The 15,974-nt window shown below is 56.7% G+C and carries 13 protein-coding genes; 9 read left to right on the top strand and 4 right to left on the bottom strand.

What is annotated here, in order from left to right; genetic code table 11:
* The first annotated feature begins 12 nt into the window (after positions 1-12).
* The 8 genes from AC4OR5_RS30380 to AC4OR5_RS30345 all read left to right on the top strand — a co-directional run bounded on the left by AC4OR5_RS30380 (position 13) and on the right by AC4OR5_RS30345 (position 12,419).
* Positions 13-375: a DarT ssDNA thymidine ADP-ribosyltransferase family protein gene (locus AC4OR5_RS30380; RefSeq protein WP_071536202.1), complete on the top strand. Its 363-nt coding sequence runs from the start codon at positions 13-15 to the stop codon at positions 373-375.
* Positions 376-509: 134 nt separating this feature from the next.
* Positions 510-1,181, top strand: coding sequence for a vWA domain-containing protein (locus AC4OR5_RS30375; RefSeq protein ID WP_003158579.1), 672 nt, complete (start codon positions 510-512; stop codon positions 1,179-1,181).
* Positions 1,181-1,873 (top strand): PP2C family serine/threonine-protein phosphatase, encoded by a 693-nt coding sequence (locus AC4OR5_RS30370; protein ID WP_058160786.1) that lies wholly within the window; start codon positions 1,181-1,183, stop codon positions 1,871-1,873. The genes AC4OR5_RS30375 and AC4OR5_RS30370 overlap by 1 nt, the downstream gene beginning before the upstream one ends.
* A 5-nt stretch (positions 1,874-1,878) precedes the next feature.
* Positions 1,879-3,282 (top strand): protein kinase domain-containing protein, encoded by a 1,404-nt coding sequence (locus AC4OR5_RS30365; protein WP_003158577.1) that lies wholly within the window; start codon positions 1,879-1,881, stop codon positions 3,280-3,282.
* A 6-nt stretch (positions 3,283-3,288) separates the two neighbouring features.
* Entirely contained in the window at positions 3,289-6,681 is a 3,393-nt protein-coding gene (locus AC4OR5_RS30360; RefSeq protein ID WP_034002988.1) for a DEAD/DEAH box helicase, read from the top strand.
* Positions 6,665-8,155, top strand: coding sequence for a hypothetical protein (locus tag AC4OR5_RS30355; RefSeq protein ID WP_058160789.1), 1,491 nt, complete (start codon positions 6,665-6,667; stop codon positions 8,153-8,155). The genes AC4OR5_RS30360 and AC4OR5_RS30355 overlap by 17 nt, the downstream gene beginning before the upstream one ends.
* Positions 8,155-10,611, top strand: a complete 2,457-nt coding sequence (locus tag AC4OR5_RS30350; RefSeq protein WP_003158574.1) for an AAA family ATPase — start codon at positions 8,155-8,157, stop codon at positions 10,609-10,611. Before AC4OR5_RS30355 ends, AC4OR5_RS30350 begins: the two co-directional genes overlap by 1 nt.
* Positions 10,611-12,419, top strand: coding sequence for a hypothetical protein (locus AC4OR5_RS30345; RefSeq protein WP_023082742.1), 1,809 nt, complete (start codon positions 10,611-10,613; stop codon positions 12,417-12,419). The genes AC4OR5_RS30350 and AC4OR5_RS30345 overlap by 1 nt, the downstream gene beginning before the upstream one ends.
* A gap of 223 nt (positions 12,420-12,642) precedes the next feature.
* Here the strand turns inward: AC4OR5_RS30345 and AC4OR5_RS30340 are convergent, their stop codons facing one another.
* The 3 genes from AC4OR5_RS30340 to AC4OR5_RS30330 form a co-directional block, all read right to left on the bottom strand.
* Complete coding sequence (locus tag AC4OR5_RS30340; protein ID WP_071536203.1) at positions 12,643-13,704, bottom strand: type IV toxin-antitoxin system AbiEi family antitoxin; 1,062 nt, start codon at positions 13,702-13,704, stop codon at positions 12,643-12,645.
* 255 nt (positions 13,705-13,959) lie between these two features.
* Complete coding sequence (locus tag AC4OR5_RS30335) at positions 13,960-14,565, bottom strand: MbcA/ParS/Xre antitoxin family protein (protein ID WP_031756422.1); 606 nt, start codon at positions 14,563-14,565, stop codon at positions 13,960-13,962.
* A gap of 42 nt (positions 14,566-14,607) precedes the next feature.
* Positions 14,608-15,093: a hypothetical protein gene (locus AC4OR5_RS30330; RefSeq protein ID WP_058161069.1), complete on the bottom strand. Its 486-nt coding sequence runs from the start codon at positions 15,091-15,093 to the stop codon at positions 14,608-14,610.
* A 439-nt stretch (positions 15,094-15,532) separates the two neighbouring features.
* Here AC4OR5_RS30330 and AC4OR5_RS30325 point away from each other — a divergent pair, with 439 nt between their 5' ends.
* Positions 15,533-15,721, top strand: a complete 189-nt coding sequence (locus AC4OR5_RS30325) for a plasmid mobilization protein (protein ID WP_123789325.1) — start codon at positions 15,533-15,535, stop codon at positions 15,719-15,721.
* Positions 15,722-15,747: 26 nt separating this feature from the next.
* On the opposite strand, the gene AC4OR5_RS30320 is transcribed toward AC4OR5_RS30325, so the two are convergent.
* Positions 15,748-15,974 (bottom strand): integrase core domain-containing protein (locus tag AC4OR5_RS30320; protein WP_491952858.1); only part of this gene is annotated, 227 nt, incomplete at its 5' end.

Raw genomic sequence — 15,974 nt, 5'->3', positions numbered from 1 at the left:
AGCAGTGAGTTAATGCTGTCCATGCTCGATGGGATGGCGCCCATGTCCGGCTTGCCGCCTTGTCTGTACTACATGATGCCGTTGGAGAACTTCCAGAGGGTACGCAAGCATGGCCTTGTGTCCCGCAGTACTGCAATGGAGCAGGGGCTGCACGTTCGAGACTATTCGGATCAGGAGGTACAGTCTCGGCGAGCCAACAGGCACGAGCCGGTTTTTCAGCGCTGTTTGCATGATTACGTACTATTATACCTGATCCCCAGAAATCCCAATCTTTCGCTCTCGCGCCCAGACGTGTGTCAACACCGGTGCAGGTTTCGTTGCTCTAACCGCCGCCTTGGTATCAACGGGAAAGTAAAAAATATTGCATTTTCATAAATTTCCTTATGGATTCGGATGCTATCGATTTCGTGATGCGTTTCTTAAGTAATTGATTAATAGCCAATTTCTAAAGTTGGCATGGAATGCGCCTAGTGGTGAATGTCACCTAGTAATCAACAAGGAAAGTACAGATGTCTGAACTCAAAAAATTCCAGGTCCAAACCGCTCGCCCGCTGCCGATCATCGTGCTGGCCGACACCAGTGGCAGCATGTCGGTCGATGGAAAGATCGAAGCCCTGAACAAGGGGCTCAAGGACATGATCAGCAGTTTTGCCGGTGAGAGCCGTCTGCGTGCAGAGATCCAGGTCAGTGTGATCACCTTTGGCGGCAGCCAGGCTGAGCTGAACCTGCCGTTGACCCCGGCCCACCAACTGCAAAGTTTCACACCGCTGGTGGCAGAGGGCATGACCCCGCTGGGCGGTGCCCTGTCGCTGGCCAGCGAGATGATCGAAGACAAGGACAGCATCCCTTCCCGCGCCTACAAGCCGGTGATCGTGCTGGTCTCTGATGGTTATCCCAATGATGACTGGCAGGGTCCCTTTGCTCGCCTGGTCAATGGCGAACGCTCCTCCAAGGCCACTCGCTTTGCCATGGCCATCGGCGCCGATGCGGAGGAGGTCATGCTCAGCGACTTCGCCAATGACCCTGAGGCGCCGCTGTTCCATGCCGAGAACGCCCGAGACATTCACCGTTTCTTCCGGGCAGTGACCATGAGCGTCAGTGCGCGCAGCCAGTCGGCTACACCTAATCAATCGACGCCCTTGCAGATCCCCAGCGCTGACGATCAAGACTGGGAGTTCTGATGCGCCTGCTGGCAGGCGGAGCTTCGGTGCGAGGTCCCGCGCATCAGCTCGATGGCACGCCTAATCAGGATGCTCTGTGCGTCAGCGGTCTACGCGGCGGTTGGTGCATTGCCGTGGCTGATGGGTTGGGCAGCCGTCCGCTTAGTCATCTTGGCTCCCGTAAAGCCGTCCAGCTGTTCAGGCAGCTAGCCCGTCAGCGACAAGACATGCCGCATGGCACGGTTGCCCCGGTCTTGCGTGATGCCTGGCTGGTTCACTTTGGTGACTGTTACAGGGACCACGAAACGACCTGTCTGTGGGCTCGGGTGGATGCCTCCGGGCGAGGTGTGGCTGGTCAGGTTGGGGATGGCTTGTTGCTGGTTAGAAGCCAGGGTGTGTTCACGGCGCTGGCTGAGCGGCGCCAAGGCTTCGGAAATCAGACCACTACTTTGGCGCAGGCGGATTCTCAGGATGGCTGCAGCGTCGACCTTGTGTTGAGTCTCCCGGGTGATGGCGTGTTGCTGATCACGGATGGCATCTCTGATGACCTGATTCCGGAGCAGTTGGAGCCATTCTTCGATGCGATTTACCAGCGCCAGTTGCGTTGCAGCAAGCGCCGTATGCGCCAGTGGCTGACGCGAGAGCTGCACGGCTGGTCCACACCTCGTCATGGTGACGACAAGACCATCGCTGGAATTTTCAGAACGGATTGAAGCAGATGACCGCGACTACGACAGCGCAGCAGAAGCGTGTGGTGCAGGACACCAAAGGCTCGGTTTATGAGCTGAGAGAGGAAATGAGCCGGGGAGGACAGGGTATCGTCTACCGAACTCAGTACCCCCAGGCCCTGATTAAGGGCTTTACCAACAAGGATGCGCAAGCTCGCCAGCGCTGGCATCGGCATATTGCCTGGCTGATTCGTCAGAACCTCAGTGATCTGAAACTGGCCAGGCCACTGGCGCTGCTGGCGGAGCCGCGCTTCGGCTATGTAATGGAACTGATGGACGGTCTGGTTCCGTTGCAAAGCCTGCTCGACAGCTTCATCAATGCTGAAGATGAGGCGTCTGCCGATTATCTGCGGCAGGGTGGCCTTCGGCGGCGTATCCGTATTTTGAGCCAACTGGCCAGAACACTGAACCAACTGCATGCGCGCGGCATGCTTTACGGCGATCTATCCCCGAGCAATATCTTCGTGTCGGATGACACTGCCCACGCAGAAACCTGGCTGATTGACTGCGACAACATCAGCTTGGAAGCGCATGGCGGTCTGACCGTGCATACGGCGGACTATGGGGCGCCCGAGGTGGTGCGCGGTGATGCGCTGCTGTCCAGCCTGACGGACAGCTGGAGTTTTGCGGTCATCGCTTACCAGTTGCTGACCCATAACCACCCCTTCAAGGGCGAGCTGGTCAGCGAAGGTGAACCCGAGGAAGAAGAGGCTGCGCTGCGTGGTGAGCATCCCTGGATTTATGACGTGCAGGACGATGCCAATCAGTGTTTTGCCAACCTGCCCATCCAACTGATTGAGCACAGTCGGCTGCCTGTGCTCTTCAGCCGCTGCTTCGAGCAGGGGCGGCATCGCGCCAGCGAGCGGCCGAGCATGGCCGAGTGGCTTGAGGCGCTGGCGGAAATTGACGAGCGCCTTTATTGCTGCGCAAGTTGTGGTGGCACTACCTTGCTGCCTGTGGAGCTTGACTCACTCGATGACGCGTCATGCTTTTTCTGCGACGAGCCTGCCGATAACCGGCTGGTGTTGCTCCAGGAGTTCATTGCTCTACCGGTAGAAGGTGAGAGTCAGTCTGATGAGCTAGGCAACTTGATGGCGACTGGCCGCAAGGTATGGCTGCAGCCGGGAGGCAATCTGGAACTCAAGCGCCTGATGCCAACGTTCAGCTATGACCGTTGGCCTGCCGACCATATCCGCATCGAGTACACCGAGCAGGGGCTCGGTATTCACCCCCTGTCCCAAAGCAAATTGCATCTACAGCGGGGGGCGGCGAAGAAGCCTCTTGAGCGCTACCAGGGGCTTAAGGAAAGTCTGCGTGGACAGCACGAGGAGCCTTACCAGATCCATGTAGGCGACTTGGAAGAGTCCCATGTCATTTGGCAGTTCAGGTGGTGATGGCGTATGGAACTTAAAGACTTTCCCATGCTGTCCGAGGATGTTCTGGCTCTCTCTACGGATGAGCGTATCGACGGTTTCCTGGCCGGCCAGGCGATCTTCCTCCAGAGCTATCAGGATGAGTGGCTGGCGGTTCAGGGCGACTCACGTGTCAGGGTCAACTGCGCTCCGGCTGACCATGGTCTATTTAGCCGTCTGGTAATGCGCGATCAGAGCCGCTGGCTACTGACCAGCAAACAGGGCAGCAAGCTGCTGGTGCAGTACTGCGCACCAGTCGAAGTGTCCGCCATGCAGCTTGAACTGGGGATAGACGAGCTGATCGCAGATGATCTCTACGGCAAGCAGGAAATCGCCGATAAGAGCATCGACCTTGCTTGCCGATGGTTCGCGGAGCAGTTTCTGGTGCGTGGGCTGGCCGAGGGGGACTGGCTCACCGTCGCGCGCTTTAGCAACAGCGCCTCCAAAGGAGGCTTCCAACTGCTGGGCAAGGGTTGGCGCGCCGATGTGGAGCAACGGCAGGACCGTGGATTGCTGATCAAACGCCTTACCCGCCACTCTCGCCGTGATGGTGCATTCTCATTGCTGATCGGCCAGTTTGCGTTTTGTGATGCCTCCGTTGCCGCTGTTCTCAATAGCGCCAGTCAGCAGGCGTTGCTGGATGCCGCGCTGCGCGACAGTGCCAGTTATTTGGAGTTGTGGAATCTCTACAACGACAAGGAATGGCAGAGTGCATTGCGGCAGGCCGAGACCCTGCGCTCACTGCGTTTCGTGCAATGTGATGGAGGGGAAGATGGACGTGAAAACGTCTGGCGTCTGACTCCGAAATCGCAGGACGACTACCGGGAGTTTCGTCAGCGATGGCGCGATCTCGAATTGCCAAGCGACACCCAGTTCGACCTGGGTACTGAGCGGCCCGACTGGGCTGAAGAGCTGACCACCGACGAGGCGAAGGCAGCCGCGAGCACGCCGCGCGGCACCGTACGCTTTGAGCCTGACTGTGTTGTCTTCAAGACTGCCTCAAACCGGCGCGATGTTCGCCCGAAACAGGCTGAGGGCTGGCTCTACCTCTCACTGGCAGGCCAGCGTTCCGTAGGCAAGAGGCGCCTTGCGGCCAAACAATCCATTGACTCGGGCAAGCGGCTGTCGCAGTTGAAGTGGCTTCTGGAGGGCGTTGCGGTGCCGGCGGCCCGGCGCCGGCCCATCAAAGGGCTTACGCCCTATGCGCAGGAAACCTTCAAGGGGGGCAAGCCAACAGAGAAGCAGGCCCTGGCCCTGGATGCTGCACTCAATACACCAGACCTAGCCATCATCATTGGCCCACCCGGTACGGGCAAAACGCAGGTAATCGCGGCATTGCAGCGTCGTCTGGCTGAGGAGGCAGAAGAGCGGAACATTGCCGCGCAGGTCCTGATCAGCAGCTTTCAGCACGATGCCGTAGACAACGCTCTGGATCGCAGCGATGTGTTCGGCTTACCTGGCGCGCGCGTGGGCGGTAAGCGCAGCGCGAGCGATGAGGCGTCGCTGATCGATCCCTGGCTTGAGCGGCATGTGGCCCATTTGCAGGAAAAAATTACCACGGAGTACAGCAAGTACCCGGAACTGGAGCGCATCAGGGATCTGTCGACCAGATTGGCGCTAGCTCGAGTTGTCGGCGCATCGCCAGCTCAACAAGTGGAAGTGTTCGACCGCATTCTGGACGGACTGCGAGGCCTGGAGCAAAGCGGTCTGGTATTGCCGCCCAGGCTGGAAAGTCAGCTTGAGGACCATATCGAGCAACTAAAAAAGCAGGCGCCAAGTTCCGCCGAGAGCCGGCCGGATGTAGAAGCCTTGAGACGCATTCGAGCGTTACGTGTCGAGACCTCCTCATTCGCTGACGATGGCCCCGATCGAGCCTGGGATTTGCTCAGCTGGTTGAAGCGTCGTGGCCAAGGTTGCAGCGCCGAGTTGCTGGCATTGCTGCAAGACGCTGCGGATAGCTCGCACCCGGCGGAATCGACCCTGCATGCGCTTGCGGAGTGCCAGGGTCGCCTACTCGAACAGTATTTGCCCGATTACCGACCTACGGAATTGAGGCGTCAGGCGGACCCTGAGGGGCAGGCTCTGCTTGATGAAGTCGACAGGCATCTGGAGAGCAAACTGCGCCAGCGCAAGCAGGGCGTAGCCTGGGTGCTGGAGCAGCTCGTCGACAGCCTGGCGATGGACCGCAATGCTGCTCAGGCTGTGGTTAACGAGTACTCCATGGTGGTGGGGGCAACCTGTCAGCAAGCTGCAGGCCGGCAGATGGCGAGTCTGAAGTCAGTGGCTGGTCTGGATAGCTCCGATATTGAGTTCGACACCGTGGTGATCGATGAGGCCGCCCGCGCCAACCCTCTGGATCTGTTTGTGCCGATGTCCATGGCCAAGCGGCGCATCGTCCTGGTGGGCGATGACCGGCAGTTGCCGCACATGCTCGAGCCTGACATTGAAGGGCAACTACAGGAGGAGCACGAGCTGACCGAGCTGCAACTGGCGGCTTTTCGCTCCAGCCTGTTCGAGCGCATGCGCGTGAAGCTGCAAGACCTGGAGAAACAGGACACGATTCGCCGGGTCGTGATGCTGGATACCCAGTTCCGCATGCATCCCATATTGGGGGATTTCGTCAGCAAACAGTTCTACGAGGCTGTTGGTCTAGGGGCGGTACGCTCCGGCAGGGCTGCGGAAGATTTTGTCTTCTCCCAGGATTTGCTGGCTGCTCTAGGGGAGCGTGAGCCGTACTACCGAGGCCGGGTATGCCAATGGATCGACGTACCTGTTGCCCAGGGCAAGGATCAGCGCCGCGGGACGAGCCGAGTCAGGGATATTGAGGCTCAGCGCATTGCTGAAGAGGTGGTAAGGCTGATGCATGCCGGAGGTGGCAGCCTCTCGATTGGCATCATCACCTTCTATGCGGCGCAACGTGATCTGATCATGGAGAAGCTCGCTCAGCAGCGGATAGAGGGTGTTGCGTTGATGGAGCGCCGCAACGGCGCCTATGAGCCGCACGAGCATTTCAAATGGGCCAAAAAGGTGCGAGGCGATGGCTCAGTCAGCCTCGAAGAGCGACTGCGTGTGGGCTCAGTCGACGCCTTTCAAGGCAAGGAGTTTGATGTCGTCTTGCTGTCCTGCGTACGTACCTACCAGCAGGCAAGGCCTGGGCAAGCCTGCGACGATGCAGCCGACGATCGTGAGAAGCAATTGAATCGCCAGTTTGGCTTCCTGCGTTTGCCGAACCGAATGAACGTGGCTATGAGCCGTCAACGGCAAATGCTGATTTGCGTGGGTGACGCGGCACTGGCAACCAGTCCCGAGGCGGAAGAGGCGGTGCCGGCATTGGCGGCCTTCTACCAGATGTGTGGAGGTGAGCATGGCAGCCTTCGTTGAAACCGGCACATACCTCAGGTTCGGTCCCGCCCCGAGGGGCAAGAAAAGGCCGGTGCTCTGGCCTGTGCTAGTGCATCGAGTGCTATACCCCGACGCCAAACGACCGCAGTTGAATCTGTTTCAGCGTGCGGTGCTTGGGTTGATTCGTGCACGCACTGTCCGCGATGAGACAATCGCCGAGCTGACCGGGCTTCACCAGAACCTGATCAAGCTGATCTTGGCTCAGGGCGTTAGTAATGGCTGGCTGGTGGAGAATGCTCAGGCCCTGACAGCCACGGGTGACCGTCTGCTAGACGACGAGGAGATAGACGAGGCCAACCTGAAAGCCGGCTATTTGCTCCAAGACGCGCTGACGGGGCAGTTCTGGCCGCGCCTGGTTGCTCAGCTAAACCAGCTCGAGCCAAGAGACCCGCTGGTCCGGTACCCGGAATTTCTGGGGGAAAGAAAGACCGGGGAGACGATCAGGCCATTCATGATCGCGAGCGGGATAAGTGATCTGCCTCCACTCGATCATGAGTCCCTGACGCTGGCCTATCGGGATTATCGCGAAGACTATCGCGCCAACCAGCAGCTGGGTCACGGCAACCAACTACCGAAACAGATCAGTTTGCAGGGTGTGCAGCGACTGGATGATGCACCGCAATCTGCGCGGGCTCTTGTCTGGGTGACGGCTGATGACGATGGTGGTGACCTGTGGGCGGTCAAGGATCCATTTGAGCTACGTGAAAATGCCTGGTGGCTGCAAGCCACGCTTCGGCGGGTAATTGATAGTGACGCAAATCTGCTTGCTCGCCTGGAGCCATTGGTGGGTATAGCGCGAGCTGACAATCAAAGCGTTGAACAGTGGCTGGAAGCATTGCGCAAGCAGACTGAGCTGCAGGTCCTGATTGAGTTCCCCTGGGTGGAGCGCCAGCCTGATATCAAGCGTCATTTGGCTGCACTGCTCGTGCGCAAGGAGAAGCTCCATCAAGGTGACAGCCACGACCAAGAGTTGGACGCGGCGCTGATGGAGTGCCAGAAGCTGCTGGAAGTCGTCATGCAGTGGCTGATTCGCACGTATCCAGCGGACGTAGGACAGCTACCAAAACAGCAACGGCCCGATCCGAAGCTTAATCAGCGGATTCTCTCAGCGCTGCAGATCCCTGCATTCACGGAGGATGTCATCAGGCTGCTGGCTAGGCAGAAGATTGATCAGGTTATCTGGGCTTGCTCAAAGCCTGAGTCCTCGCTTAAGGCGCTCACTTTTGCCGCAGCCATGGGCACTCTTAATACGCCGCAGCATCCGCTCAAGGTGCTGGGTACTCGTGAGCTGCAGTTGTCGAAGCTATTGGAGCTCGCGGATTTGCGTAATCGGAGTAGCCACGCCCAGAGCAGTTTTACCGGAAGAGAAAAAACTCAACTCACCAGCCGTATGGCGCTGGACAGTATCCAGTACGCCCTGAGCTTCACAGCATGTTTTAAGGAATGGATGTAATGGCGAAGAAGAGCTCAAACAAGTTTGGTCCTCAGCAGATGCCCGCGGCTGCAACTGCCACAGGAGGAGTGCCACGTCCTTCGCTGGAGAAGCAGATCCCTGTCTGGAGTGCTTCATTTGAGAGCGCCTCCAAGGTGTACCGGTCGTTTGGTATGAGCCTTGATATCCAGGTTGAGCCGGATTGGTTACGCAGCGTGTGTGAACGTTTCCGGGGCGACGGGGACACCGATCTTGCACGATGGATTGAGCAGTTTGCGAATGTGTGCAAAGAGCTGGTGAGGTTCAAGGAGCATCTGCACGACGAATATGCCGAGCGCTGGGAGGCGGCTAACCAGCTCGCCTTAACTGCTGAAGTAAGGGAGCAAGCACTTGCGACACAGCAGCAAGCGCTTGAGGAGGCAAGCGCTGCTTTGGAGAATGAAAAGGCTGAACTGGCAAGTGAACAAGCACTACTTGCTGGAAAGAAATCGGAGCTGCTGGATACCGAACGTTCTCTGAACTTGCGTGAAGCAAACGCAGAAGCTGGATACGCCGAGCAGAACGAGCATGCGCTACGCCAGCTTGAAAAGCGACAGCGCCAACTGACGCAGCAGCATGAAGCTCATCTACAGCAGTTGCAGGATGAAAAACGCCAACTTGATGGCGAGCTCAGTCAGGTCGCTCGGCGCTTGGCCGAGGTCAAGTTCAACTGTACTGAGGCGGAGGCCGAACGCACCAGGCAGTTGGATCAGCGTGAGCATGAAATCCAGCAGCGGAAGATAGAGCTTGATCGTGCACGTAGCAGGCTGGATCGTGAGTGGGCTGAAATCAAGGCTGCAGAGAGCGACCTGGAGCAACGTATCGCTACTGAAATGGAGGCGGAGCGTGCGAGCCATGCGCAATCTATTTCCAGGATGGAGCGTCAGCGTGACAACGCCTGGAGCAAAGCTGAGGGGTTGAAAGAACAACTGGCGGATATTCAGGAGCTCAAGCAAGTGCTGGGTGAGCAGTCGGCTGCAGAGATTCTGGAACAGCTTGAGAGCTTGCGGCAGGAGAATAGGGCCCTTAAACGCTCGCTGGAGCAGTCGGACACAGCCGAGTTGCAGCGGGAAAATGAATATCTGCGCAGCAGCAAGGCTGATCTTGAGCGAGATATCGCAACGCTGAGACCCGAGTTGGATGATCTGCGGCGAGAGCTGAGCATCAAGCGTGTTGCATCGACTGAGCTGGAGGCTGTAGCGCGGGAGAAGCGTGTGTTAGAGCAGCACAAGAATACGCTGGCTGTGCATATCGATGATCTTGAAAGCCGAATCGAGCAGCTCACCAACGCACAGAAAACCCAGACGCCTTTCCCAGCCATGTCGCTCATGGACTCTCACCGCGACTATCGCGCCAGCATGGAGTTGGAGGCCGTGCCGGATCTCAAGTTGTTTGCCGAGGAGCTGCAGCACCGGATTGCCACAGCAGAAGAGCATGTAGAGCTGTTCTATCCCCTCGAAGATATTCGCGTGCTGCTGGGTGGCTTGGCCATGAGCCAATTGCATGTCTTTCAGGGTATCAGCGGAACTGGCAAAACAAGTCTGGCCAAGGCCTTTGCCAAGGCCATGGGGGGCTTCTGTACAGACATTACTGTGCAGGCGGGCTGGCGTGATCGCGATGATCTGCTGGGCCATTACAACGCTTTTGAGCGGCGCTTTTACGAGAAGGACTGCCTGCAGGCTCTGTACAAAGCTCAGACGCCACGCTGGGAGGACACCTGTAACGTCATCCTGCTGGATGAAATGAATCTTTCTCGCCCCGAGCAGTACTTCGCCGAGTTCCTCTCCGCGTTGGAGAAGAACAATCGGGACGAGCGCTTGATCAGTCTGTCCGAGACAGCCCTACCAAATGCTCCAGCCAAGCTTCATGAGGGGCGCAAGATTCTGGTTCCTGAGAATGTCTGGTTCATTGGCACGGCCAACCACGATGAAACCACCAATGAACTGGCTGACAAGACCTACGACCGTGCTCATGTGATGACTCTGCCCAAGCAGGATCATCGTTTTGATATCAAGAAAATGGCGCCGGCGAGTTACTCCTATCGTTCCCTTCGCAAGGCATTTGTTCGAGCTCGCACGGAGCGAAAGGCGGAGGTCGTGGAGTTGATACAGCGCATGACTCGGGACGCTTTCACTGAGCAGTTGGGTAGCCAATTTGCGCTTGGGTGGGGCAATCGTTTTGAGAAGCAGGCGCTGGACTTCATCCCGGTGATGCTGGCAAGCGGCGCCTCTTCAGGCGAGGCGCTGGATCATTTGCTGTCTACTCGGGTCATGCGTTCGGGCAAGGTCACTGGTCGCTACAACATTGGTACTGACGCAGTCCGAAGCTTGAAGGACGCCTTGGAGACTTTCTGGATCAAGGCTGGTCTTGATGGGGAGCCGGGAAAGTCCCTCGAGTTGCTGGATGCAGATGTTCGACGCCTGGAAGGCCGTAACTGATGTGGCTTGATCGACTCACAGGGGAACAATGTCGTCAGCTACCGCCTGTAATCGAGCCGGGGCGCTATGAGCTTGCAGCCAGTGGCCCAGCCTTCAACGGGCACACACCTGCTTTTTCAGGTGTTTTGGTGAGTGATGGCGGTGAGCGGTGCCAGTTGGGTGGTGAGGTACGGTCCTTTGTTTTACCGCAGCAGGCACAGGCTACGGCAGCAGAGCTGCTGTGCAAAGCCATAGCAACCATCGATGCCGACATGCTGCAGTTTTCATTGATGTCGCCGTTGATGCCGGCTGCGATCATTGATGCTCAGAGCCATCTGCTGCCCTTTGAGGAGCGTTTGATTGATGTGGTGCAACAAGGGCATCTGCATCAGATATCTCAGCGGCCGCGCCTGGATCTTCACTACGAGGATGAGGTGGCCGATGTCGCGCGGGCACGGCGCCTGGCCAAAGGCGCTCTGGTGTATCTGGCATCACATTCGGAGTGTTGGCAGCGGCAGACACTGAGCGGTGTGATTCCCAAGAAGGTTTTAGCGCGATTTAGCGAGGATGATTACGGCATCTATGAAAACCGCGTTTATGCCCGGTTGCTGGACGAAACTGAGCGTCATTTGCAGCGGCGGCTGTCAGCACTGAAGAGCTTGCAGGCAACATTGGACCAGGCACTGAAGTTCTATCGGTCTGAGGATGTTGATTTTCGCCTTTCTCACGAGGTTTGCCGACTCTGGGGAATGACATTTGACCAAGTGGCAACCAGCAAGGTTTCTGAGCTTTTAAGCGAAACGCTAGGGACTCTTCAGCGTCTGCACCGAACCATTTCGGGGCTGCAGCAAAGTGGCTTGTACCTGCTGGTTAGCCGGCAGGCGCAGGTTACAGGCGCGCTGCATCTGACCAACATCCTCAGCCATGACCCGCATTACCGGCATTTGGCGATTCTTTGGGATCTTCTGGCTAAGACGACGGTAGCTAATCGCGCGACGTCTGAGGAGCGATTCAGGCAGAACCAGTATCTGGCAAATGCCTATTCTCGTTATGCCGGCCTGGTTCTGCGCCATGCGCTACGTCCGTATCTGCATGGGCAAGTCGAGGGCACATGGGCTGGTAGACGCATACGTCTCCAGCAGAGCGGGTTGGAGTGGCAGTTGGTGAGCGCCGCCTCAAGTGAGCATGCTGCTGAGGACGTTCTGCTCACCGTAGTGCCCTGGCTAACCGACGTGCCTTGGCCGGAGGGGCTTCAGCATCTCCCTGTGGAGAGGTTCATCGCATGGCCCGCTATTGGGCAGGAGCCTCAACAGTCTGCATATCAGGGGCACTGGATTACTCTGTCGCCATCAGATATGTACTGCGTGGAACGCTTTGGCCTGCTCGTCGATCAGGCGCTGTACCGCATGGTGCTGCTGTCGTACAGCCAGCCGCTCACCAAAATCCCGGTCAAAGTGCTGGCTTTGGCAGACGGTATCCAGGGGGTACATGTTGACCATCAGGCCCATGCTCTGGAGGTGCGGGAGATCGTGCCTGCAGAGTCCATTGAATTGCTGAAAAATGCCTTGATTGCAGCTAACTCAACTCGGCAAGGGCTAGCACTGGAACAGCTCAACCAAGAAATACTTGCCTTGGAAAATTGCCCAGTCTGTAAAGCCAAAGCGGATCTAGTTTTTCAGAGCCCTGCTGGCTTCCGGACAAACTGCGAGGGATGTGGCACTCAGCGCTACCTGCGACAGCAAGACGGCCGATTCGTATTTGAACAAAATGTTTCCGGGCGAGCCGAATTTCTTACCTTGGGGCGTAGAGCATTTTCAATGCAGATATAGTCATGATGTCGTTTGTTCAGTCTCTCTAATACTGACAGATGAGCGAAGGGGTAGATGAATACCTTGCTCCAGTAGTAGGTGATCAGCGTCTTGCATGCTTTTGAGGTGTCGCCAAAACATGTTTGGGAGACTGCCCAGGCCTTCTGGGCATCGAGCTTTGGTCGCACTCCGTGCGGGAGGGCGTGGATTGAAACCTCGTGATGATGTTTTCCAGGTCACAGGCTTAGGCTGTCACCCATTTTTGCTCCAGTCTTTCTCTGAGATGGATTGCCAGTTCTTTATTTCTTCCACGCCCATCGAGCAGATCGAGGTACTGGATATATGGACTGGCGAAGTAGGGGGAATGCAAGGGGGAGCACTCTCGAAACTGCAGGCTGGCGCCACCACGCTCGACGATCGTGACGTTGCTGCCTTTCGGCGCGGGTTTCATATTAAGTGTTGTCCCCAGAATAGTCGCATACCCAGGTGGAACGATGATTTCAGCTGAATCAACATGGGGGAGCAAAGGGGCGTAGATGTTTGCTGCCGCTGCCCCGGTAAAGGCCCAAGGAAAGTCAACGCCAGATTCCTTTACCAGCTCGCTAAGCCGATCGATCAGCAGGCGAGGATGTTCGACGAAGGTGTACCAGCGGCTTCTGTTTACGTCTCGCTGCCGCCAATGTTCAGCCCACTCATCCAGTAGCTTTCCAGGCTGAACGAGCCTGCGCCGTTTAGTTCGACCTGCACCTTGAGATTCGCACCACTCTCGACGTTCCAGTTCCTGTAGCACGACGGAACAGGTGTATGTGGAGGTCCGTGCTTGCTCTGCGAGGTCTGCGCCTGCCATCCATTGAGAGGCGTTTTTGAGCAGTCCATGTACAGCCCTTTCACGGGCTTCTGTGAATAGATCAATTGAGTGTGAGCGGGCTGACGACGTGGACGGACACTCGATATTGATGAGCATTTTTTCCGTATGCAGAAAAAGACTTCCGCTGCGTTCGAAGAAGGCGTAGCCCTTGTCTTTGAGTGTTGACTTCGCTCCGGGGCTGAGATGCGCCGCGGCGATCAGCTTTATGAGAGTCCCTGGCATTGCCAACTCCAGTGCATCAAGGCGCCACAGCACACCATGGATATCTCGGGGATAGGCAGTTCGGATGACCTCAATCGCAACAAATGCGGGTTCCCCATCCCAGTCGATCTTGAGCAGGCTAATGGAGTGAGCAGAGGTAATGATCGTGGATCTGGATTCTGCTTGAACGCTTCTGCCGAAAGCCTTTGTCAGGGCCTGCCTGACTAGCTCAAGCATCTCTCGTTCGAAGTGGGACTGCTGGTGTCTAACCACGGAGTGTGCCATCGCAGATTTTGTAATCCAGATTGATTAGCTGTACAGCTAATCAATGCAATAGAGCTAATAAAGCGACGCTTAGGTCAGAAGTCCATGTTGTAGCAGACACCTTGGGGTAGTCATCCCTTGGCGTCGGCATTGCTTCGTGACTGCTATGCATCACCAATCGATACAGACTGGCTGGTGTTGATCTGATGGTTGGCCAAGCGGATTCGATTACCGGAGCACTCCATATTCAATCCGCCCGATCAGGGTCATCACATCATGAAAGCCGTTGTGCTCTTGCAGTTGTTCGACAGGAGATTTCATACCAAAGGCTCTGGCTGGCGATACCAACCAGCGCGATGTTTGGGTTGAGTTGAGGGCGAAGAGCGCGAGTGCTGCTTCCAGTACCTCAGTCAGTGATTCCCCTTGCCTGAGCCAGGCGCTCGAGTCTGGCGGTGACGTTTCACTGTATTTCTCATGGTGCTGGCAACGAGCGCTAAGCCAGCCATCGCGTTCGTGGATGCAGCCTGGGGCTCCGCATAGCTCGCAGATGGACTCCGACAGCCTTTCCACCAGATCCACCATAGTTGCGACGTAGTCATCGCCTCCGTGGTAATAAAAACGAAGCCCACCAAATTTTTCCTTTATCTGTGAGGCAATGGCCTGTTCCGAACCTGTGTGATCGATGTGCTGTTGTATCAAATCGCATGCCGCGTAGATCAGACCGAACCATCCGTCCTGGCATTCGAAGCCGAATAACTGAAGGCATCCGTGCCCCTGCGCAGGGAGAAGCTTGGGGTACTGTGAGCACAGGATGGATTCCAGGTTTTTGTCCATAGGTGTTTCCCTCACTCAAGAGCTAGGTGATTCGTGCTGCTCTCAGAACCAGGAGTCCTCCATCGCAAAGCCATGGGGTAGGAGTACTTCGTTGATCGCCCCGCAGGTCCGTTCGCAGCGACGCAATTCGCAATCGGTGAATGACACTGCCAGCGCGAGCAGCCAGTTCAGTTCGTGCGAGTGAATCTCTAGTGGATCGCAATACCAGACCTGCACGATCGAGATGCTCGGGTCCCGGAAGGGGAAGCCATCGACAAGCTGAAGCGACCCCTGCCTGTCTCGCCAGCCATCAAGGCTGATGGCATAGGTTTTCTGCCAGTTGTCCGCCAGCATGCTGATTTCACTCAGGGCACTGATACCGGCGAGCGGAAGACCCGATGCGTCGAGATCCCTCACGTAGAAGTCCCGGATCCTGGGGTTCGAGATGCAGTCTCTGACTTCTGTCAGGGAGATCATTCCGGCCTCGTAAAGGCTGGATTGCACCTGCTCGACCAGTCCAGGTTCATTGATCATACGTAGCTGGGCCATTGGCACCTCCTTTCCCAATTCGGTTTTTCTTCGGCGATTTCGGTGGCAATGAGCCAAATACGGCAGACGACTACCGCGTATGGCCACGCGCGGCCGAAGTCGGAATGGCATGGTCGAATTCGGACGTTAGGTGTCCAAATTTGGAAAAGGAAGGCCTGAATGGGAAAGACACTCGACGACAGTAGCGCTCACAAAAGGTGACTAACCTGGGGGTAAATGACCGAATTTCCCTGGAAAACGACCAAGTTTCCCTGTCGGCGTTTTTCGCAGGTTTAGCTGTGAGATACTTTATTTGAGGCCGCGCGATTGCGAGTAAAGGCGTTGTACGTCACTTCGTTCCTACCAACGCGGCTCGCTTTTTCGGCGCTTCGCTTGAAAAAGAAAGGCGTACTTAATACGTCAATAGCATTGATATAAAAATAATAACAAGGTGCTTATCATGGATAGAAAAACAGCGAGGCTATGCCTCCGAATAACTCCTCACGACAAGAAAATCATCACCGCCAAAGCACGTGGTCTCCATCTCAGCGTTGCCGATTGGCTGGTCCGGGCCGCGCTGGATCGCGAAATCATTCCGCCGATTCCAGTCTGGGACGCTGAGTCGATCAATCACTTGTCCCGCATCTGACCTGCCCCCAGTTTTAGTACCGCTGCCTAGTTAGTAGGCCCTGGGGTTGATATTAATTTTTCCTGCTTCAGCTGCTGCTGGCGAGTTCGCCAACTTGCAGCAAATTCTGCCGGGGTGAGATTGCCAATCGCGCCGTGCGGTCGGTGTTCGTTGTAATCCCGCCGCCAGGCCGCGATGCGGATTCTCGCTTCGGCCAGCGAACAGAACCAGTGCTCATTGAGGCATTCGTCCCGGAACTTACCGTTGAACGACT

It is taken from the genome of Pseudomonas sp. YA1 (genome assembly GCF_058680555.1).
This window is presented reverse-complemented; position numbering and strand designations above follow the sequence as displayed.

Bases quoted from the DNA above. Each gene is read 5' to 3' on its own strand.
- AC4OR5_RS30380 (WP_071536202.1), top strand. From the start codon at position 13: ATGCTGTCCATGCTCGATGGGATGGCGCCCATGTCCGGCTTGCCGCCT.
- AC4OR5_RS30375 (WP_003158579.1), top strand. From the start codon at position 510: ATGTCTGAACTCAAAAAATTCCAGGTCCAAACCGCTCGCCCGCTGCCG.
- AC4OR5_RS30370 (WP_058160786.1), top strand. From the start codon at position 1,181: ATGCGCCTGCTGGCAGGCGGAGCTTCGGTGCGAGGTCCCGCGCATCAG.
- AC4OR5_RS30365 (WP_003158577.1), top strand. From the start codon at position 1,879: ATGACCGCGACTACGACAGCGCAGCAGAAGCGTGTGGTGCAGGACACC.
- AC4OR5_RS30360 (WP_034002988.1), top strand. From the start codon at position 3,289: ATGGAACTTAAAGACTTTCCCATGCTGTCCGAGGATGTTCTGGCTCTC.
- AC4OR5_RS30355 (WP_058160789.1), top strand. From the start codon at position 6,665: ATGGCAGCCTTCGTTGAAACCGGCACATACCTCAGGTTCGGTCCCGCC.
- AC4OR5_RS30350 (WP_003158574.1), top strand. From the start codon at position 8,155: ATGGCGAAGAAGAGCTCAAACAAGTTTGGTCCTCAGCAGATGCCCGCG.
- AC4OR5_RS30345 (WP_023082742.1), top strand. From the start codon at position 10,611: ATGTGGCTTGATCGACTCACAGGGGAACAATGTCGTCAGCTACCGCCT.
- AC4OR5_RS30340 (WP_071536203.1), bottom strand. From the start codon at position 13,704: ATGCTTGAGCTAGTCAGGCAGGCCCTGACAAAGGCTTTCGGCAGAAGC.
- AC4OR5_RS30335 (WP_031756422.1), bottom strand. From the start codon at position 14,565: ATGGACAAAAACCTGGAATCCATCCTGTGCTCACAGTACCCCAAGCTT.
- AC4OR5_RS30330 (WP_058161069.1), bottom strand. From the start codon at position 15,093: ATGGCCCAGCTACGTATGATCAATGAACCTGGACTGGTCGAGCAGGTG.
- AC4OR5_RS30325 (WP_123789325.1), top strand. From the start codon at position 15,533: ATGGATAGAAAAACAGCGAGGCTATGCCTCCGAATAACTCCTCACGAC.